Genomic DNA, 20,142 nt, shown 5'->3' on the forward strand with positions numbered 1-20,142 from the left:
CCGTTTGGTCAAGACTAATCTCACATAAATAAATCTTTATAAACCAGAAGCATTTTTGTTACGCCCTGCGAAACCAAAGATAATAGTTTGGTTTAATTGCTGACAATTTCCTGCCAGCAAAGATAGACTAACAATTACTTCAATGTCAGGTTTATCACGGTTGCATTTTGAATTAATACATTACTACCGGTGTTTTGTACGATATTATAAACCCCTGAAGAATTACTTAAGGCACCGCCATCAATAATATTATCCCCAGTGATATTGTTGTACGCACTATTACCTGTAACATCGCCATACATTTCTGAACTTGCTTGGAGGCTTTCACTCTCCAGTTCGTATTCTCCACCACGAGACTGGGTCATAAAGTCTTCAGTCAAAACTTCAGAACTTGCTAGAATATCCAACTCATCAGTAGCTGCTGCACTAAGTGTTATAAATGTCGCCACCATCAGTGTTAAATATTTCATGACATCCTCCTGAGAGCTGCAAAGCAGCTCTCAGTTATGTATGTATTAATTACCAGCCAATACCGCATTGGTGCTAGCACTCTGCTGTACCAAAGAGTTGTTACCTGCGTTCTGACCCGCAATGTTGATACCAGAAGCACCAGAGAAAGCACCACTCATGTCATTGGTATGATTAACTGTCAAAGATCCAGCGTCACCGCCTGAACCGTAGCCACCGTAACCGCCGTATGGGTCATAGCTATGCTCACAGCAAGCACCGCCGTACTCAACATCAGAGTAAGTTACGTAACCATGCAGTTCAGATTTGGCAACATGGTAGGTCTGCAGCTCAGTAATATCGATATCCTGGCTGTAGTCATTCATGCTGTTATCTGTCCACTCTTTGCTGTAAGAGTTATTGACGTCTTTCATTTTAAGAGTGTCATTATCTTCGTTGTAAGAGTCTTTAATGGTGTACTCTTTATCAACATCTAAAGTCAGTGTTTTATCAAGGTCAGTATTGTAAGAGTCAGTAATTGTTTTATCATTACCATCATCATACGGGTTGTATGGGTTATATGGATTGTATGGGTCATAACTATTCGCTAGCGCAAGTGGAGAGCTAACAACTGCTACTAAAAGTGCGATGTGTGTTTTACGCATGGTCATACTCCAAATATATTTAGTAGTTATTTTCTTATAATCACTCGCCGTGTTCGCGAGATAACTTAACTATAGTGTTGGCAAGAAAAGTTCCTGTATTATTTTTAATAATTTTTTGTGCTTTTTATTCTGAACTTTTCCTTTTAATTCCTAGTGTTTATAACGTAAAAAATATGAAATTAATTCTCATTTTTTCAATAATTAGAATGCTGCTTCATTTTATCAACAACAATATCATTTTCTCAATTTGAAGAATTAAAATATATATTCTCATTAGTAAGACCGAGAATAAGATTCTTAAGTACCATATAATTCTCACCTCTACTATGATTTTCTTATCCATAGCTATCAGTTTTTTACCTCGTAGCTAAATAAAAGCAATAACCACAATATTACTTATGGGTAAGCTAAGTAAATTAAGTGAGGAAATCGTGAGTATTTTCAATGACAAAAGCTTTATCGCGCTTCTTGCTTTGATATCTGGGGCGGTTGCAGCAGAAACCGATCAAGCAACCAACTCATCGCAACCAAGTGAAAAGCCTAAACGAGTGCAAACCTTCGGCGATCTCCTTGACCCCGATCTACCTGGTGTTCTAACACCTAAGGGCTCATTTGTACTTGATACCAGCTTATCTTTTACGCAGAACTCTTCTAACACAGTATCTGTAGTGGGCTATACGGTTCTGCCGTCACTGATCGTTGGACTTATCGAGGCAAATGATACGGATAGAACCACCCTGACGTTTGGGCTTACCGGCCGCTACGGTATTACCAATCGACTTGAGGTAGAAGCTCGAATCCCCTGGGTTTACCGCTATGATTCGATTTCACGTAGAAGCATAAACTCAGGCAGTGACGGTTCTGAAACACGAACCTTCGACAGCAGTGATCTTGGTGATATTGAGGCTGCCTTCAAATATCAAATCAATATGGAAACGGCGCCTTACTGGATTGCTGGTTTACGTTTCAAAACCACCACGGGGACTTCGCCATACGATGTGCCTGTTGATACTACCTTTGGCTTCGAAGAGCTGCCAACAGGTTCTGGCTTCCCAAGTATCGAACCCAGTGTCACTATGATCATGCCGATGGATCCTGCCGTTATCTATGCCAACCTCAGTTACATCTGGAACATTAAAGATGATGTCACTTCAGAAATTGATGGTGAGAGTATCCGCAATGAAATCGACCTTGGCGATACCATTGGTTTCAGTGCCGGTATGGGTTTTGCGGTTAACCCTAAATTTTCATTCAGTTTAGGTCTTAGCCACAAAACCATTTTGAAATCAAAAGTGGATGGCTCAACACCATCGGATGCTAAGCTACTTCAACTTGATTCGATCTCTATGGGTGCTAACTATGCCATCAACCCCGAAACTACATTGAACGTTGGTGTGAGTGCAGGTTTGACGGCTGATGCTCCTGATTTCCAGCTAACAGTTCGAGTCCCTTATACCTTGCGCTAACCTTTTAGTTAAACTGCCTTTCATTAAATAGCCTTACCCTATACGGGTAAGGCTATTTCCATGACTAAAGTCTAATTTTCCTCTATGCTATGTCGCTACTACTATGTGTAACAGGAAAATAAGAATGTCGACGCCATTAGATCCAAGCCAAATCGAACAAATTCAAGGCTATGACGCTGAAAAGCGCTACAAGTATTTGGTGAAAGAAGTGGTGAGCAACCGCGAGATCTGGATTCTGACGGATGAACATGGTTGTGTCATGCTCAATACCGATGACGAAGACTGTGTACCTGTATGGCCAAATAAAGAATTTGCCGAGTCATGGGCAACAGGTGAGTGGGATAATTGCAAAGCAGAAGCTATTTCCCTCAATAAATGGCACAGCCGCTGGACAGTCGGCCTTGAAGACGATGAACTTGCTATCGTTATTTTCCCAAACCAGGATGAAGATGGTCTTGTGGTTTTCCCTGATGAGCTGGATTTTGAACTAAAACAGCAAGCAAAAAAGTCAGGTAACCGCTAAGCCAACCAATAGCAACCAATAACTCGGGGGCGATATCGTAATTTCGCCCCTCACTTGAAGGATATTAGCCATGGAAGCGCTTCTCGCTAAGCTTAAATCCCAGCCAGATTCAGTCTCATTTCCTGAAGTAATGAGTGCTATTGAGAGGAACTACACATACCACCCGGTTCCGTTCACTAATGGATTAGGTAACGATACTCTGGTCAATGACGCCGGCACAAATGAAGGATCATGCCGGATCTTTGGATTTGCGCAACTCAATAAGCTCTCTGAAGCTGAAACCCTCGCCTGCTTTGGTGACTACTACCGTATTGATGTTCTTCAAAATCCCGACGGCAATGACCACCAGAATATTCGCCATTTTATGAAATACGGCTGGCAAGGTATTCAATTTGATAAGGCCCCACTGATTGAAAGGGCCTGCGCTTAGGAAATTGGGCTAGATATACCCAAGGTATCCAAGGTAAATGTGCTCTTAAATTACAGTTTTCTCTGGCAATGAGAGCACTTCTCTGGCGGGTTCATAAAAAATGGAGAGCGTGATGGGTTTCCGCATCCATCACAAAACTTGGTTGAGCGAATCGTCAACCAAGTAAGTGGAACCATAAACGCCAATAATCCCAGCATCATAGCCAGAGGTGGTTGCAAATAAACAATCACTGCGCCGATCACCACATTGCTAGCAATGGTGTATATCGGCCACAGCCGACGCTTTCTTGCAACATCTGTCCCTCTTTGAAACAGCATATAACTGCCTGCCGCCATTGCCAGCCAAATCGCCGCAAAGATAATCATTAAATTTTGTTGCATCACTCATCTCTTAATTAACACCAACAACGCATTCTACCACTTTGTGCAAACTCAGCGTAATTCTTCCCTATATACCCAAGCTACTACAAGATGCAGGTTCAGCGAGAATTTATAAGCTATAGACAAGGCTCTTATTGGATACAAAATAATCAAGTGTGATAGTGAACTCACTTTGCAGCCGTACGGCCCTTAAAAGGATAACTTCCTATTTTTGGCCTCGATCACATTGCAAATCTGTTGATTGGGAAGCGCGTCACAGGATGATAATTTGCCACCCACTTTTCGTCTTGGTTCATATTGAAAACCCAGGCTTCGCCCAGATATCTTACGTGTACCGCTTGAAGTTAGAGCGGTGATACCAAGGAGATCCAATGATCGCGAAGTCTTTGTTCAGAACTTGTTTTGTTCTGTTATGTGTTTTCGGACGTGGCCCCGTTGCCAATGCGGCAGTACCACAATTTACTGATTCGGAGTTTAAGCTTCCATCCCCAACACAAGACACCAAGGATAACTTCCAACGCTCACTAAGCGGTTTATTTTCAATACCTAGCTTCCGTCAAGAGACTTTGAGCCAGCCTTACCACAACTTCGAAGAGCTATACCATCACGCTCATTCTGCCCAGCAAGAACTGGAGCAACTACTGACTCAAGTCAGCCTTCACACTGAAGCTAAGCCTATTATTCCGGGTATTAAGTCTCGCCAACGCGCAGAGCAAAAAATCGCCACCGAACTCAATGGTCAACCCGAAAAACTGACTGATCTCGCCCGCGGGACACTGGTTGCCAATAATATCTCTTCTTTAGTCGACGCATTTAACCACCTTAGCCGTGAGAGCACTATCGTAGAAACTAAGAACCGCTTCAAGCAGCCAGCATCTTCTGGTTACCGTGACTTAAAAATGTTGGTTCAGCTTCCTCAATCAGGCTTAATTGCAGAAGTACAACTTCACCTCGATAGCATTGCCGAGATCAAAAGTGGCCCAGAACATGACATTTACGAATCAATTCAGCACATAGAGCGCCAAGCAAACATTGAGCAGCGTGACTTGAATGATATCGAAGTGGCCAAAGTCAAAGCATTGCGTAAGCAATCACAGCAAATGTATCAGCAAGCCTGGCACCAGTACTTACAGCCTGAACCGCTTGCCATGGCAAGTTAATAGAAAATAATTTTCCAGGGGGAGCAGTTTGCTCCCCCTTTTATTTCAGCTGCTTACCACTTACTCTGTCAGACCTTTGTTAACTCTCATCAATGAATTTTCCAAATTCATCCAGCGTTCAGATAACTTTGCTAATCTAGCAAGCGTAGAGTAGCTAGCAACTCAAAAAAATACGTCGCTTTTTCTGAGCAGGTCTTTACCCGCTGAGATGCACCTTTTTACGTATGATGCCCGATGTGATCGGGCAACCAAGGAGTTGTTTGATGGACTTGAAATCTGTACTTCGAACGTGTTTTGTTCTGTTTTTCCTGACCCGCGGGTCAGCGATGGCAACACCATTGATGGCAGACTACTCTGGGCAAGATTATGAGGTATCACCAAAGCATTCAGAAGCCAGTAAAAAGTCGTTCCAGAAAAGCCTGAGCGGTCTTTATAGCATTGAGAGCTGGCGCGCTGCTGATATTAAGCAGCCTCACCAAAATTTTGAAGATTTATACAATGTGGCTCCTTCAGCCCAACAGGAACTGGCAAACCTGATGAATGAAGTGGGTCTGATGACAAACACCAATATCGTTATGCCCGATGTGAAGTCGCGCGAACGAGCAGAAAAGAAAATCGCCACCGAGCTCAATGGCGATGCTAGTAAGATCACCGACCTTGCACGTGCATCCCTAGTCGCTGACGATATTCCAGGTCTGGTTCATGCTTTTGAGCTGATTAGTAAAGAAGCAACCATTGTATCGGTTAAGAACCGCTTTAAGTCGCCAACAGATTCAGGCTACCGTGATTTAAAGCTGCTAGTTCAGCTGCCTGGCTCTGAAATGATTGCTGAAGTTCAGTTGCACCTAGATGCCATTTCTGACGTGAAAAATGGTGAAGAGCACAAGATTTACGAGCAAATTCAGCACATCGAGCGTACCGCGCTAAGCCAGAGCCGCCCACAGAGTGAATTTGAAGTGGCTCAAATCAACAAGCTGCGTGCTACTTCGAAGGCACTGTATCACGATGCGTGGCAGCAATACCTACAGCCTGCAAGTATCGCTGTTTAAACTTCCCCCAGAGGTCACTACGATTGGGTAGTGGCCTCTACCCCTAAACGACTATTCATCCATTAAATCATTTCAAGTTGTTTCAGTTTTAAGCGAGATTCTCATTCTTGACTACGCTTTTATGTGGTGGCTATGGAATCTTGATCCAACTTCAACTCAACTTGGGGCCATAACAACAACGCAGCCCCTAATCACAGAGACCGCGTTATGACCAATAGATACCAACCCATAGACTACACGTTGCAAAATTATCTCGAACAAGCCTGCGATGCCCACTATGACGTCCTGCTTGAACTCACGGATGACAGCACTGTAGAAGGACAATGTATCAACACTGAGATTCACCCAGACCGCTCTGAATGGCTGGTGTGTAAAACTCAATACCAGTACACCAAAATACGGCTTGATTTCATTGCCAAAATGAAGTCATTGACTCCGGGTTCGAGTTTTTCTGAAGTCACGTCTTCTTCGCCTCAGGCCATTTTCAAAGGATAAAAAAGAGCACCTAGGTGCCCTTCTTCACTATTTGCGATGCACTAGTTAGTGATCATTTATGAACCATGATTTCCAAGATCTGAACATCGGTTTGGGTCATTGCGCCGTTGGCTAGTGCTGACATATTGCGAATTGAAGCATCAACATCATCAGCAACAATACCTTCATTGCCTGTTACTCGAATGCCATCGAGCGCCATCAAAGCCGCTTTAATCGCTGCGCTTGCAGACGATGATACTTTCATTGCACAGCTTGTTTTGGCTCCGTCACAAATAATGCCGGTGATATCACCAATCATGCTGCAAATTGCGTTGCTAATATGGCTAAACTGGCCGCCAAGCAACCAAGTCATACCCGCTACAGCCCCCATAGAAGCGGTCGTTGCCCCGCAAAGGGCGGACAGCTTGTTTTGGTAGCTCTTGATATAAATAGCCATCAGATGAGACATCATTAGAGCGCGAATGGTTGTTTCATGATCCGCTGTTACATGCTCAGCTACCACCACGACCGGCATCGTTGCTGCGATACCTTGGTTACCTGATCCTGAGTTGCTCATTGCCGGTTTCATCGCACCATCCATGCGGGCGTCAGAAGCGGCTGATGTACGACGAAGAATATCTGTCAATAAACCACCTGACAGTAAACCACGATCAACATTACGCTGGAATGTTGCGCCGATTTGTAGGCCATATTTGCCTGTCAGGCCCTCTTTCGACAGCTCATCGTTTAGCGAATAAGCCTGTGAGATAAATTCGATGTCTTCAATCGGTGCATTCAACGCAAATTCAAAAATATCGTGTGCTGTTGCTTGCTCGAAAATATTCTCTTTTGCTGCAGGCTGCGCAGCATCTGTTTGATCGGCAATAAACAACACCTGGTCATTTTTTTCAATAGACACAACACGTGTGTGACTATCTGCAATAACCACTGTTACGCAATCAGTACCTCTACAAACAGTCACTTTGGCAAACAAGATGTTGCTAACATCGGCCACGCCTACAGATACTGATTGGCTATCCAGCATTACCTTGGCTTTATCGACATCTGCTGGCGTAATATTTTTTAGTACTTCAAGACCAGCATCGGCATCACCCGCGATTGCGCCCACTGCAGCAGCAATTGGCAAACCGACCATTCCGGTACCAGGGACACCAACACCCATACCATTTTTCATCAGGTTAGGTGAGACAAAAGCATCGATTTGGGTTGGGATATCCCCCAGTTCGCGCGTTGCTAAAGCAGCGGCCAAAGCAACAGAAACAGGCTCGGTACAACCCAGCGCCGGGACAACTTCACGCTTTACAGTTTCAATGAAACCATTCCATAGATGCTTTTTCATGTTCATCACCTTTATGCTATTCGGTAGGGCTACGGGCTTATTGAAATGCAAAATGAGGAAATATAAGCCCTTATATTTATAAGGCTAATGTACAGCTATCTTGAGGAAAATGTTTTCTTATTTAGCCTATCCTTAGCCTATCTTTTAGAAAGTTTTTCTCCACAAATCACTTCATGTGACATAAATCATGCGTTATTTCACCACCAATGCAAAGGATCACACTACTCAACTGTAACCCTCACCTATCCAAGCAGCGGAGATAAAACGTTATGACATGTCTAGAAAAGCTATCTTCTCCGACCATAAAAAAACGGCCTCATAAGAGGCCGTTCAAAGAAAAAGATTCTATGTCTTATACCAGTAGCTTTGTTAGCTGGCCGCTTTCATTTCAAAAGCACTCGCTTCAGGCACTTCCTGACCAAGAAGCTCGGCGGCAATGGTTTTCAACAAGAAGGTTTCACGTTCAATCGACATGCCTTTCTTTTCACTGTTGGCTATGGTGTGTTCATTATGAGCAATAGCATCAAAGATATTGATCCAAACCGGCTTCATGCCGTTTTTCACTTCATAGTCTTCCAACTTGGTATCGCCAAGTTTCTTATCGATTGTACAAACATAACAGTAAGAGAGCATGTGCATGATATCAAAATCAGGCTTATACCAAGGGCGATACTCTTCATAAATACCAAACTCACGAATATCACGAATGTTCTGCGCGCCAGTCTCTTCTTCCAGTTCGCGTATCAAACCTTCGATGGCATCTTCACCCTCATCAATACCACCACCAGGTAAGGTGTAATCGTGGTAACGCTCGGTATACAGCATTAAGATATTGTCACCATTAAGAATGATGCCTCGTGCTGCTTTACGATGAAACGTATTTTGATGAAGTTCAGACGTTTCTAAATGTTGTAAATCAGGATGCACGGTCGCTTTCAGTAATCGCATGTATATTTTCCGAACGTTTTAACAAGCGGTGCATTCTAGCCGATAACATCGCGATTCCCAAGTCAAAGCATGAAAGTATTCATTCGCTTGACCATGGTCAGCCCGGGCGTACAGTCATATAATCTCAATGCAGTTAATAAACACTGCATACCCAATATCGAGCGATTGAACACTGTGGCATTTTCACTGAATACAGTAGAAAAGCCTTCACGGAGCAACTGGTTCTTGGTCTTTGTCGGTAAAGAAAACTGCCACTGATTTGCTTTAGGTTTATCTACGTCAATTGGGCATGGAATATGGCCGGGGTATGTCTGCCAGGGCGTTTTTAAGGCTTGCGGATAATTCTGCTGCAACCATTCCATGTAGATACCATGTTTCAATGCCCAGTGAGTATCCATCGCAAACATAGCTGCCAATACTGATTTGCTGTAGTACGGTAGGCAGAAATCCAACTGAAAAAGATCCATATCTTCAAATGGTAAGGCGACATGATGATGTTGATCATTTTCCCACAAGAATAATTGGTAGGCTTTTAACAGCGGTAAATGCGCATACTCCCTGAAGCTATCTATAATGTTCTCCCGCAGTCGCTGCTGAAACATTGCGCCTTGCTTTATTAGACGCTGAGGAATATATGCCATCTGCTGTTCTAAATAACAGTCAACCAACTTCTCAAGATCGTCTTGTTTGCATGCTTCTACAATGGCTTCGCCCGTATAGATCTGGCCAACGCAGACACTGCCACCATTCCCAGACCAAAAAAGCCTTGGGCGTGATAGTTTATCATAATATTCAAAGCTCTCTGATTGCCAATGCTTTCCAAGTCTTTGCTCTACGGTCAGCTCTTGGGTATCAGTCACTCGAATACTATGGAGAGGAATATGATGACAGGCAGCGAACTCCTGTCCATACGAAGCATCTTGGGAATGGTTACGCGAAAAATTCAGGCACTCTAACTCGACGCCTCTGCGCTGCAATTCTGTGGCAATAGTACGGGAATCCAACCCACCAGATAAAGTACTGATAGTTGACGTATCAGAACCAAGATAACGCTCCACCGCTTGTTTAAAACCGGCATCTAACCGAGCTACCCCATCTTCCAGCGAACAAGATGCAATATCAGCGTTTGCCCAAGAAAAATATCGACGTTGCTTGATGTCTACGGAAACTTCCATCATCTTCGGGTTTGATATTTCTACCATCTCTCCCGGACGGGACGCTATCACTTGGTTATAGGGCGTTTTACTCGCTAATGGATAACCTAGCGTCGCTATTTCTGTCAGTGTTTCGAGGTTATTGTCTAATGGAACGCCGAGCTCAGGGAATATGCGAAGGCAAGTACTGAATATGACCGCTCCCTGGTAGTGCATGAAATAAAACGGCCTTATCGCCAAGCTATCTGTGTATATCGACAAGATCTGTGCACTCTTTTGATAATGGAAAACACAAAAAGTCCCTTCACCTTCCAATAACTGCTGTTCGGGCTCAGCACTATCTAAAAGTGTTTCTAAATCCTGTTTAATACATTGAGAAAGCAACGGATGGCCCGCTGAAACAGCAAAACTACGTTCGTTGTCGGCTTTTGCTGGCTTGCCGAAACACTGGTAATCGACATGACAGAGGAACAATGAGGAGTCGGTAAAAATTTGGCGTTTATCTTCTTGATTGCGAGATATATGCCTCTCGATATTGTGTTTTACTGCGCTCAGCTCCGGCGTCCAGCGTGTAGAAAAAATACCTGCGATTATACTCATTGCCCACTCCTTTTGATCTATACGAACAATTAGGCAATTTGTAAGCCAACTCAGACATGATGATAAGAGACTGTTTTTATTGCCTTATTTATAGTCGATAATGAGCCAATAGCTATTTTTTGCTAATTGCAAAGCAATACAAAAATACCCCAAGCCAAAAATTGGATTGGGGTATTCAGTCATTGTGCTGTTTCTCGCGATCAATCGGCGCGATTAATTAAAATCAAATAACCGCTTGAAGAAACTCTCTACCTTCTTAACACAGCCTTGTTTCAATGTGCCTTGAGGATCCCAAGCTGGCAGGTGGGTTTTTCCTACACAGCTTTGTGAGAGAACGCCTCGTTGATCACGATAGTAATCAAAATCGGTAACCTGAGCCGGTGTTTGTAAAACCAATGGCTCAGGATCTCGGCTCTGGATATAGTCTGCATACAAACGCAATGGGCCAGAGGAACCTGTCAGTTTTACTGCCTTGTTATCATCACGCCCCATCCATACCGTCACAACTTCACGGCCATCGACACCGACATACCAGCTATCTCGCCCTCTATCTGAGGTACCGGTTTTGCCAGCTAAACGTGAAGATGGCAGCAAAGAATTCAGGTAACGTCCAGTACCTTCAGTGACAACACGCTGCAAGCCATACATGGTCAACCAAGCCGCCTGAAGTGATACAGCCTGAGTCGATACAGGCAAGGATTGGTAAAGGATCTTCCCTTCACTATCAACCACCGCACCCAATGCCGATAATTCCGTTCTATGGCCACCGCTGGCGATAGTTTGGTACATCTGAGTTACTTCTACCGGAGTCAAGGTAAATGCACCCAACAACATAGACGGCAACTTCGGTACTTCGTTTTTATCAATACCCAGCTTTTCCATGGTATTGATAACTTCATCCAAGCCAACAGCCATACCGAGGTTCACCGTAGGGATGTTATATGACTTAGCCAATGCACTATACAATGGGACTTCTCCCCGGTATTGGCGATCATAGTTTCTCGGTGACCAGTCTTCCCCATTTTGACCTTTTAACGTCAATGGCCTGTCTTGTAAGCTGGTAGCTAGGGAAAAGCGCTTTGGCATCTCAAGTGCTGCCAGGTAGACCGCCGGTTTTACAACTGAACCAATTTGGCGCTTTGCATCAACCGCACGATTAAAGCCATCATACCCCGGACGTGAGCCCCCAACCATAGCGCGTATTTCGCCACTGACCCGATCAGCAACAACCACGGCAGTCTCAAGCTGGTCGCCAGCTTTTGATTCTAACTTCGGAATGATCTTACGTACTGATTGTTCAGCCATTTCCTGCGAACGTGGATCCAGAGTCGTAAATAACCTCAGTCCCTGCCCCGCCTGATAATTCTGTACTTTTGCAGCTAGCTCTCGTTGCAATTGGCCAAAATATGCCGGCTGGCGATTTGAGATAGTACCTTTTCCTTGAATATCAAGTGGCTTCTCAACGGCTGCAAGATAATCTTCTTGCTCCAGAACACCGTTTTCAAACATCAGATGTAACACTAGGTCGCGGCGGTTCTTGGCTCGCTCAGGATAGCGCCAAGGATTGTAATATGACGGGCCTTTAACTAAGCCAACCAGCAAGGCTTGTTGATCGACACGAAGCTCAGACAACGGCAAGCCAAAATAAAAGCGCGAGCCAAGCTCAAAACCGTGTACGGCATCTCGGCCACTTTGTGCCAGATACACCTGATTCAAGTACGCATCGAGAATTTGATCTTTGCTGTAACGATAATCAATGATCAGTGCCATATAGGCTTCACGGGCCTTACGCCACAAGCTGCGCTCGCTGGTCAAGAACATATTCTTAGCCAACTGCTGAGTTAACGTACTGCCCCCTTGAACCGTGCGACCCGCCTTTAGGTTAGCAATGAAAGCTCGCGCGATTGCCGTAGGCGAGACACCATCATGCTCATAGAAGTCTCTGTCTTCTGTCGCAATCAGTGCACCTATCAAGTCTTCAGGCATTTCTTCCATCGGACGGTAGATACGTTGCTCTTCCGTTTGCGCCTCGAGCATACCAAGCAATTTCGGCTCAACACGGATATAGCCAAGCTCGCGGTTTGACTCAACTTCGGTGATTGATTTGACCTTGGAGTAGTCAAACTTGACAACAACATGCCGGGCTTCCTGCTGACCATCACGAAACTCAAAAGGACGGCGGATCATTTCCACCGTTAGACGGCTGGTAGAATATTCACCAGGACGGGTTGGGTTGCTGACCTTTCGGTATTTCAGCGCCTCCAGCTCATTGATCAAATCTTCATAACGAACCAGCACTCCCGGTTGTAGCGACAGTTCACGCGCATAGACAACTGATGGAAGCTGCCACAATTGCCCCTCAAACTTTGCTGTCACTTCATCGTTTATATCAAAACCCATTTTGACAATGCCACCAGAGGTAAGCAGGCATACACCCAGTAGCGCAAATTTCAATTTACGGTACGAACGGCGAGGCTTTGCACTTTTCTTCGGTGCTGGGGATTCAGATGATGAGATGCTCAGGTCTGTTATTTCAGGCTCAATACGCTTCTGTTGCTTGGTCATAATGTCGCTTTCGTTACAAATTCGCGCCGACCATACCGCAAGGTTCAAGGTGCTTTGTCAGTACTCTGTCAAAGCATTTCCGCCCCAAACCGACTCATCTTCCTTCTAACAGCGCTAACTCCACCACATAGCTGGAAATTAAGCTCAAAATCACGCAAAATACGCGCCCCACAACTGATAGCCAAGCAGAGAAACAATGGAACGCGATTATAAACTAGAGTGCCTGATGACGATGCCACGCCATGAGCTGGAAGAATTCAGCTTACGAGTGATTGGCCGCATGGTACCTGAAGATATGATGCAAGAGATCTTTACCTTTGAGCAGGAAGAGATCGACAGCGAAGATCGCATGAAATCGGCACAATTTGATGCCATGCTGCGTATGACTGCCATTGCGCTTGGTGAAGTCAGTGCCGCATTTGCTGAATCAGACAACGCCCAGCAGAATACCGAACGCATGACCCGCTTAATTCTATGGCACTTCTACGCAATGTCGTTCAACCTTGAAGAAGCGGTAACACTTGAGCAGCACTGCGAACAGGTTGAGAAGCTGCTTATCAATGCACCGAAAGATGCATTTGGCTGGATTAAAGTACTGACAGATTTGCTGCACACTTATGCTGAAATCAACGAGCAACGCAACAACCAATAATTTACACCATACATAATCCACACCATACATGGGCGGATAATACTCAGCGCTGGAAAGCACATGCAGCGCAGCCAGAACCCTGAACAAATGTGTTCTGGCTGAGCCTGTAGCTTGGGTATATATGATTTTACCCTAACGATGCCTGATGTTTAGCGATCAGGTCATTCATCGCCTCCTCTGCCCGCTGCTGGACGTGATTAAAGCAATCTTCGTGACTCATCGCCTCAATGACCTCGTAATAGCATTTGAGCTTCGGCTCAGTACCTGATGGCCTAACAACGACTCGGGAATCATCATCAAGGTGGTAAATCAGCACATCACTTGGTGGCAGATCTATCGCTTCCGTTTGCCCATTTGCGTACGTACGCTTTGATGTTTTCAGGTCATCAACAATTGCCACTCCTCGCCCTGCGATATGGCTTGGTGGTGATGCGCGCAAACTATCTCCTACTGGAGGCGTGCCAGGTTGTAGCGCAATACTCCGCTGGGCGTTGATATACAGACCATGTTCACGGTAAATCGATTCAAGCCGATCCCAAACCGTTTTCCCATTTGAAGCAAGCTCTGCGGTTAATTGGGCAAAAGCAACCAGCGCAGATAAACCGTCTTTGTCCCACACCACATTGCCCACGGTATAGCCCAGCGCTTCCTCATAGGCGAACAAAAACTGGTTCTCCTCGGTCTGCTTTTCCATTGCAACGTTAGTTAGCCATTTGAAACCAGTCAGTGTCTGATAAAAAGAGGCGTCTACAGACTCGGCAATTTTTTCAAGCAAGGTTGAAGATACAATCGTTGTACCAACCAAATTCTGTACTGGTGCTGCGTGGGTTAACAGATAGTGGCCTAACAAAGCCCCCACTTGATCACCTGTCAGCATTTGATATGAGCCCTCTTCGGTTCGCACCGCAACCGCAAATCGGTCTGCATCGGGATCATTAGCACAAGCCAATGTTGCTTGGTGTTTTTCCGCCTCTGCTATCACCATATCCATCGCACCGGGCTCTTCCGGATTAGGGAAATTAACGGTCGGGAATGAACCATCGGGCTCACGCTGTGCGGCAACACTGTAAACCTTGCCAAAGCCCGCATCGGCAAGTAAGGATTCAGCCAAATCTGCGCCTACGCCATGCATCGCCGTGTACGCAAGACTGAGCGCTTCAGGTTCATTGTGGTTTGATAGTAACGAGCTGTTATTTAGCGCTTTGCGGTATTCGGTATAGAAGTCACCGTTAAGCCAATGCAGTAGCCCTTCCCGTTCACCATCTTCAATTGAGTGCTTAGGAAGCGACTCAGAAGCCGCATTATCAATTTGCTCAGCAATACCAGAGTCATGAGGCGGGATAATTTGTGCACCATTGCCCCAGTACACCTTGAAGCCATTATAGGCCGGAGGGTTATGGCTAGCAGTGACGACCACACCTGCCGCTGCATTCAAATGGCGGACACCAAAAGCGACCACTGGAGTCGGTGCAACTTTTTCAGTCAGGTAAACCTTGATACCCAATGAGGTCAGCATTGAGGCCGCATCATGGGCAAACTGGCGTGAATCTGGACGACCGTCGTAGCCAATCACAACCCCGTTCGCTGCCGACTGCGGATCTACCTGCAAAAGGTACTTGCCCAGCCCCAAAGCCGTTTCATGAATAACCAACCGATTCATCCGATTTGGCCCAGCGCCGACAATCCCGCGCAGCCCTGCCGTACCAAACGCCAAACGAGTAGAAAACCTGTCAGCTAACTCTGTTTGGCGATTAGCATCCACTAATTGCTGCAACTCTTCACGTGTTACCGGATCAGGATCCCGTGCTAACCATGTTGAGATTTCTGGTGTCATGTCGGTATTCCCTATAACTAACCATTTGGGAAAGTATAGAGGGTGTGCCACAAGGGACAATTATCTCTGTCTCAAAATACAGACTTAGCGGTATTAAAAATAAGTCATTGGAATGACTGAAAGAAGAGGCAACTGACAGGCATAAAAAAATCCAGCCCCTTTCGGAGCTGGATTCTCAAATCATCTGACTAGATTGTGTAATCTATGTCGATTAGTCTTCGAAGCGAGGCTTACGGTCGCGACGAGGAGCACCATGGTTACGCTCACCACGGTAGCTACCACGGTTGTCACCACCACGGTTGCGGTCGAAACGACGCTCGCCGTCACGACGTGGGCGGTTGCCATCGCGGTTACCATCACGGTTGCCACGGTAGCCACCACGATTACCATCACGGTTGCCATCGCGGCCGCCACGACGGTGCTCACGCAGTACATCGTCAGCAACAACAACTGCTTTTGCTTCGTTCTGGCGAATACGTAGCTTCTTAAGCTGCGCAGCCACTTCGCTGGTCATCTTCTTAGGAAGCTGAACATAAGTGTGCTCTGGTGCAAGCTTGATAGCACCGATGAACTCTTTGCTTAGGCCAAGTTCGTTTGCGATTGCACCAACGATATCTTTAACCTGAACACCTTGCTCACGGCCAACCTGAAGCTGGTAAGTATCCCAGTCTGCAGTATTGAAGTTACGACGCTCACGACGCTCGCCACGCTCACCGCCACGGTCTTCACGACGACGCTCACGGCGCTGCTTGTCACGCTCGATAGCAGCGATCATTGGGTCTGGACCTTTGTAGAACAGAGGACGGTTACCCTGCTGGCGCTTAAGTAGCATTGCAGCTAGTGTAGCAGCATCAACTTCGATGGTTTCTTGTAGCTTCTCAACAAGCTCAACAAACGCTTCTAGGCTTGATTCTTCTTTCTGTGCTTCTAGCTCCTGACCTAGACGGTTCAGGCGAGCTTCGGCAACAGCATCACGTAGAGGAAGTTGGATTTCTTCCATACGAGACTTAGTTACACGCTCGATAGTACGCAGCATGCGGATCTGGTTAGTACGAACCAATAGGATCGCTTTACCAGTACGACCAGCACGGCCAGTACGACCAATACGGTGGATGTATGACTCAACATCAAATGGGATGTCGTAGTTGAATACGTGAGTGATACGTGGAACATCAAGACCACGAGCAACAACGTCAGTTGCCACTAGGATATCGATAACACCTTTCTTGATGTGATCAACAGTACGCTCACGAAGAGACTGAGGAATGTCACCGTGAAGTGCAGCAGCTTTGAAGCCACGTGCAGATAGCCAGTCAGCTAGACGCTCGGTGTCCTGACGAGTACGTACGAATACGATTGACGCATCAGTATCTTCAGTTTCAAGAAGACGCATCATTGCTTCGTCTTTCTCTACGCCTTTAACAACCCAGAACTGCTGCTCAACCTGAGAAACAGTACGGTTTTCACCAGCAACGTCGATGCGCGCAGGCTCACGTAGGAAACGGTCAACGATTTCTTTAACCATTGGAGGCATAGTTGCAGAGAACAGAACACGCTGTGCTGTTTCTGGCGCTTGCTCCATGATCCAAGTAACGTCGTCAACGAAGCCCATTTTCAGCATTTCGTCTGCTTCATCAAGTACAAACGTGTGTACTTCATCAAGGTGTAGACGATCACGCGTGATAAGGTCTTTAACACGGCCAGGAGTACCAACAACAATGTGGGCACCGCTCTTAAGGGCACGCATTTGATCAACGATAGAAGCACCACCGTAAATCTCTAGAACCTTAAGACCTTTAACGTTCTGACCTAGTGTTTTGATCTCAGCTGCAACCTGAATCGCTAGTTCGCGAGTCGGAGCCATAACAATAGCCTGTGGCTTGTGCTGGCCAAGATCCAGTTTGTTTAGTAGAGGCAGTGAGAATGCCGCTGTTTTACCTGTACCTGTCTGCGCTTTACCTAGTGCATCAGTACCAGTAAGTAGTAGAGGAATAGACGCCGCCTGAATAGGAGTCGGCGCAACGAAGCCCATTGAGTCTAGTGCGGATAGTAGTGTGTCGGCCAGTTCTAACTGACGAAATTCTGTAACAGATTCTTGCATTGGGATCCCAATAAATGATCTAACGGAAACGGGGCCCCTTTGGCTATAAAACGGTTCTGCAACAGCAACCACAAGCATGGGCCTCGACTATAGAGGCGCGCATTGTGCGCCAATACAAGATAAAAAGCCAGAAAAAATTGAGCACTGTCACAAATTACTCTTCAAACACCTATTATTTATACAAACCGGTTATTTAGGTAACCCATTTCATACAACTTACCTGAGCTTTCTCTATTTTTGCTTAAGAAAAACAGTCGCTTTCAAAGAGAAAATAGTGAAATCTATTGGGATTCATGCCGATAACATATTGAAGTCGATGATACAGGCCTGATTTCTTCCTGCTTTTTTAGCCTGATACAAAGCCATATCGGCTTTGTTCATCAACAAGCTCGATTCTGGGCCATGCATTACAGCAGATTGCCCGAGCTCCCCTGAGCGGTCTTCCTCACTATTTGTGACAGCATTCAGAGGCAGTTTAGGTGGCATCATATAGCAACCACCAGCCGTGAGGGTTATCACGCCATATGGGCTTTTTTCATGGGTTAATTGCAACCCTCTTGCCCCAGTAACCATGCTGTTGGCGAATTCTTCAAGTTGTCGCTGGCTACAACGAGGGAAAATACAGGCAAACTCCTCCCCTCCGAACCGTGAAAGAACAGCCCCATCATGTTCCTCTGTCATTACTTTCAACATATTGGCTATTTGCTTTAGACATTGATCACCCTGCAAATGGCCATAATAGTCATTGAATGCTTTAAAGTGGTCAATATCTAGCATAATGACCCCAACAGGGGTACCAGCTTCAATAGCCTCCAACCAAGCCCGCCGATAACTGGCATCAAAAAAACGCCGGTTCGAAACCTGGGTAAGCCCATCTTGCATCGACCAACGCTCCAACTTTTGATTGGCCGCTTCTAATGCAGCATTAGTAGACATTAGCTCCTTAGTCCTGCGGGCGACGCGCTCCTCCAACTCAAAGTTCAGCTGCCTTAGCTCTTCATATTGTTGGTGGATAACAATTTGCTGAGCAAGAGACGCACCGAACAGTTTCAATATTTGTTTTAGATGCTCCGTGATAGGTTGACGCTTAAGTAGATTATCTGCCGCAATCCACCCTATACAGCGATCACCGTTCCACATTGCTATCATTGCGTTCCAGCCGGTACCTACTTGCTCGGTTCCGTAATATAGAGGGGCATTCTCTTTTACAACAACATGATCCTTTCGGCTCAAGGCTTCATTCACCAAAGGATGGTCTGGTACAGCACTACAGAATGAGCGCCTGCAAACTAACTGCCCGTCGGGGTCTGTACCATAAGTCCCCCGCATTTCATTTTTATTAAAATCAATGAGAAAAACAGCCATTCGATCAATATCTAGCTTTTCTCGTCCCAGTTGTACCGCTGTTTTGAATAGCTCATCATTGCTACTGACCTTTGACAACGCCAGAGTTAACTCATGCAGGTTCTTCAGTAGCCTCAGATATTGGTTGAGTGATTTATTCCGGACAGCCAGCTCCGCTTCCGCCGTTTGCCGACTCTGATGCTGCGAGTCCAGCTCCTTCAACAACACCCGGGCACTTACGTCAGAAGCAATGACAGCAAAGAATTGTTCTACTTCCTTTATTCTTGCTTCAAAGTATTCTGGCTTGTTGGTTTCTGCGTAAATATACCCCACAGGCCTTTCGTGCATAATGATAGGTAAAACTAACTGACACCAATCGCCGCAGTTATCGAACCAAATTGCTTTATAAGGTCTATTTACATACGTCCTGACAAACTGACCACTGTCACGGGCAAATTGTATTGGCCCCAGAGGCACCCCGTTATATTCATCTAGCCGCAAGGCAGGCGAGTAATACTGGAATGTTTCACCCACACAACTGGCAACAACCATGATTTCATGATCTTGTTCAATCATGAAAGTCATATTATTTAAGTGGAAATCATCCTTGAGTGTCCCTAGTAGCGCTTGACACCACTGCCCCATATTAGCCTGCCGTACAAGTTGATCGACAAGTTTATCCAGCTCTCTGCTCGCTTCTTTACCCATTTCTATACCTAGCAATGTTGTAGCAGCTATACAGCTTTATGTATCGGTAGCAAAGCTTGATGCTTAAAATGCAACCTTTTGTTATTCCACTTATATCTTATTATGTCCGTGTTGACTCCAGGTTTATTTATGGAATGCTACCGATGTTATAAATTTAACTGAACGTATGTACGTTTTTTCGACCGCGCCTTGGTATGAGTAGGTTTGCTGCATGCGGGAGTAAGACAATTTGGTGACATTTTGTCTTGAGCTTGGTTTTATGGGCTGAAAACTTTATAGTGT

Annotated in this window: 17 protein-coding genes; 7 read left to right on the forward strand and 10 right to left on the reverse strand. The window is 45.5% G+C overall.

Translation table 11 applies throughout. The annotated features are described in order from the left end of the window. Window positions 1-134: 134 nt before the first annotated feature. Together ACXAD4_RS19700 and ACXAD4_RS19705 are read right to left on the reverse strand one after the other, a co-directional pair. Complete coding sequence (locus ACXAD4_RS19700; RefSeq protein WP_475243586.1) at window positions 135-470, reverse strand: carbon storage regulator; 336 nt, start codon at window positions 468-470, stop codon at window positions 135-137. A 45-nt stretch (window positions 471-515) separates the two neighbouring features. After that, window positions 516-1,112: a hypothetical protein gene (locus ACXAD4_RS19705; RefSeq protein ID WP_475243587.1), complete on the reverse strand. Its 597-nt coding sequence runs from the start codon at window positions 1,110-1,112 to the stop codon at window positions 516-518. A 431-nt stretch (window positions 1,113-1,543) separates the two neighbouring features. On the opposite strand from ACXAD4_RS19705, the gene ACXAD4_RS19710 reads away from it, so the two are divergent. From ACXAD4_RS19710 to ACXAD4_RS19720, 3 genes are all read left to right on the forward strand, one after another. Further along, complete coding sequence (locus ACXAD4_RS19710; RefSeq protein ID WP_475243588.1) at window positions 1,544-2,578, forward strand: transporter; 1,035 nt, start codon at window positions 1,544-1,546, stop codon at window positions 2,576-2,578. Between the two features lie 124 nt (window positions 2,579-2,702). Next, window positions 2,703-3,101, forward strand: a complete 399-nt coding sequence (locus tag ACXAD4_RS19715) for a DUF2750 domain-containing protein (RefSeq protein ID WP_475243590.1) — start codon at window positions 2,703-2,705, stop codon at window positions 3,099-3,101. A 70-nt stretch (window positions 3,102-3,171) separates the two neighbouring features. Beyond that, on the forward strand, window positions 3,172-3,531 hold the full coding sequence (locus ACXAD4_RS19720) for a HopJ type III effector protein (RefSeq protein WP_475243592.1): 360 nt from the start codon (window positions 3,172-3,174) through the stop codon (window positions 3,529-3,531). A 50-nt stretch (window positions 3,532-3,581) separates the two neighbouring features. Here the strand turns inward: ACXAD4_RS19720 and ACXAD4_RS19725 are convergent, their stop codons facing one another. Then, on the reverse strand, window positions 3,582-3,911 hold the full coding sequence (locus tag ACXAD4_RS19725) for a hypothetical protein (protein WP_475243593.1): 330 nt from the start codon (window positions 3,909-3,911) through the stop codon (window positions 3,582-3,584). A 371-nt stretch (window positions 3,912-4,282) separates the two neighbouring features. On the opposite strand from ACXAD4_RS19725, the gene ACXAD4_RS19730 reads away from it, so the two are divergent. From ACXAD4_RS19730 to ACXAD4_RS19740, 3 genes are all read left to right on the forward strand, one after another. Beyond that, the gene (locus ACXAD4_RS19730) at window positions 4,283-5,071 is read left to right on the forward strand and encodes a phosphoribosylglycinamide formyltransferase (protein WP_475243595.1); all 789 of its coding nucleotides are present in this window, start codon (window positions 4,283-4,285) and stop codon (window positions 5,069-5,071) included. A 269-nt stretch (window positions 5,072-5,340) separates the two neighbouring features. Further along, window positions 5,341-6,120 carry a RelA/SpoT domain-containing protein gene (locus tag ACXAD4_RS19735; RefSeq protein ID WP_475245595.1) on the forward strand — a complete coding sequence of 260 codons (780 nt, stop codon included), beginning with the start codon at window positions 5,341-5,343 and terminating at the stop codon, window positions 6,118-6,120. A gap of 207 nt (window positions 6,121-6,327) precedes the next feature. After that, window positions 6,328-6,615: a Rho-binding antiterminator gene (locus ACXAD4_RS19740; RefSeq protein ID WP_475243597.1), complete on the forward strand. Its 288-nt coding sequence runs from the start codon at window positions 6,328-6,330 to the stop codon at window positions 6,613-6,615. Window positions 6,616-6,667: 52 nt separating this feature from the next. On the opposite strand, the gene ACXAD4_RS19745 is transcribed toward ACXAD4_RS19740, so the two are convergent. The 4 genes from ACXAD4_RS19745 to mrcB all read right to left on the reverse strand — a co-directional run bounded on the left by ACXAD4_RS19745 (window position 6,668) and on the right by mrcB (window position 13,221). Then, window positions 6,668-7,954, reverse strand: coding sequence for an L-cysteine desulfidase family protein (locus tag ACXAD4_RS19745; RefSeq protein WP_475243598.1), 1,287 nt, complete (start codon window positions 7,952-7,954; stop codon window positions 6,668-6,670). 369 nt (window positions 7,955-8,323) lie between these two features. Next, a complete protein-coding gene (locus tag ACXAD4_RS19750; protein WP_475243599.1) occupies window positions 8,324-8,902 on the reverse strand; it encodes an NUDIX hydrolase in 579 nt (192 codons plus the stop codon). A gap of 62 nt (window positions 8,903-8,964) precedes the next feature. Beyond that, window positions 8,965-10,656, reverse strand: a complete 1,692-nt coding sequence (locus ACXAD4_RS19755) for an asparagine synthase-related protein (protein ID WP_475243601.1) — start codon at window positions 10,654-10,656, stop codon at window positions 8,965-8,967. 213 nt (window positions 10,657-10,869) lie between these two features. Continuing rightward, entirely contained in the window at window positions 10,870-13,221 is a 2,352-nt protein-coding gene (mrcB, locus tag ACXAD4_RS19760) for a penicillin-binding protein 1B (protein WP_475243603.1), read from the reverse strand. Window positions 13,222-13,417: 196 nt separating this feature from the next. Between mrcB and ACXAD4_RS19765 the strand changes: the two genes are divergently transcribed. Further along, window positions 13,418-13,873 carry an exoribonuclease R gene (locus tag ACXAD4_RS19765; RefSeq protein WP_475243604.1) on the forward strand — a complete coding sequence of 152 codons (456 nt, stop codon included), beginning with the start codon at window positions 13,418-13,420 and terminating at the stop codon, window positions 13,871-13,873. 127 nt (window positions 13,874-14,000) lie between these two features. Here the strand turns inward: ACXAD4_RS19765 and ACXAD4_RS19770 are convergent, their stop codons facing one another. The 3 genes from ACXAD4_RS19770 to ACXAD4_RS19780 all read right to left on the reverse strand — a co-directional run bounded on the left by ACXAD4_RS19770 (window position 14,001) and on the right by ACXAD4_RS19780 (window position 19,860). Then, on the reverse strand, window positions 14,001-15,707 hold the full coding sequence (locus ACXAD4_RS19770) for a phospho-sugar mutase (RefSeq protein ID WP_475243605.1): 1,707 nt from the start codon (window positions 15,705-15,707) through the stop codon (window positions 14,001-14,003). A gap of 211 nt (window positions 15,708-15,918) precedes the next feature. Further along, complete coding sequence (locus ACXAD4_RS19775; protein WP_475243606.1) at window positions 15,919-17,808, reverse strand: DEAD/DEAH box helicase; 1,890 nt, start codon at window positions 17,806-17,808, stop codon at window positions 15,919-15,921. Between the two features lie 291 nt (window positions 17,809-18,099). Beyond that, window positions 18,100-19,860, reverse strand: a complete 1,761-nt coding sequence (locus tag ACXAD4_RS19780) for a sensor domain-containing diguanylate cyclase (RefSeq protein WP_475243608.1) — start codon at window positions 19,858-19,860, stop codon at window positions 18,100-18,102. Between the last annotated feature and the right edge of the window lie 282 nt (window positions 19,861-20,142).

This window comes from Photobacterium sp. AWH4_225 (genome assembly GCF_056158405.1).

Coding starts and splice junctions, on each gene's coding strand:
- ACXAD4_RS19730 (WP_475243595.1), top strand. CDS start 4,283: ATGATCGCGAAGTCTTTGTTCAGAACTTGTTTTGTTCTGTTATGTGTT.
- ACXAD4_RS19765 (WP_475243604.1), top strand. CDS start 13,418: ATGGAACGCGATTATAAACTAGAGTGCCTGATGACGATGCCACGCCAT.
- ACXAD4_RS19705 (WP_475243587.1), bottom strand. CDS start 1,112: ATGCGTAAAACACACATCGCACTTTTAGTAGCAGTTGTTAGCTCTCCA.
- ACXAD4_RS19700 (WP_475243586.1), bottom strand. CDS start 470: ATGAAATATTTAACACTGATGGTGGCGACATTTATAACACTTAGTGCA.
- ACXAD4_RS19745 (WP_475243598.1), bottom strand. CDS start 7,954: ATGAAAAAGCATCTATGGAATGGTTTCATTGAAACTGTAAAGCGTGAA.
- ACXAD4_RS19750 (WP_475243599.1), bottom strand. CDS start 8,902: ATGCGATTACTGAAAGCGACCGTGCATCCTGATTTACAACATTTAGAA.
- ACXAD4_RS19740 (WP_475243597.1), top strand. CDS start 6,328: ATGACCAATAGATACCAACCCATAGACTACACGTTGCAAAATTATCTC.
- ACXAD4_RS19770 (WP_475243605.1), bottom strand. CDS start 15,707: ATGACACCAGAAATCTCAACATGGTTAGCACGGGATCCTGATCCGGTA.
- ACXAD4_RS19720 (WP_475243592.1), top strand. CDS start 3,172: ATGGAAGCGCTTCTCGCTAAGCTTAAATCCCAGCCAGATTCAGTCTCA.
- mrcB (WP_475243603.1), bottom strand. CDS start 13,221: ATGACCAAGCAACAGAAGCGTATTGAGCCTGAAATAACAGACCTGAGC.
- ACXAD4_RS19715 (WP_475243590.1), top strand. CDS start 2,703: ATGTCGACGCCATTAGATCCAAGCCAAATCGAACAAATTCAAGGCTAT.
- ACXAD4_RS19755 (WP_475243601.1), bottom strand. CDS start 10,656: ATGAGTATAATCGCAGGTATTTTTTCTACACGCTGGACGCCGGAGCTG.
- ACXAD4_RS19780 (WP_475243608.1), bottom strand. CDS start 19,860: ATGGGTAAAGAAGCGAGCAGAGAGCTGGATAAACTTGTCGATCAACTT.
- ACXAD4_RS19775 (WP_475243606.1), bottom strand. CDS start 17,808: ATGCAAGAATCTGTTACAGAATTTCGTCAGTTAGAACTGGCCGACACA.
- ACXAD4_RS19725 (WP_475243593.1), bottom strand. CDS start 3,911: ATGCAACAAAATTTAATGATTATCTTTGCGGCGATTTGGCTGGCAATG.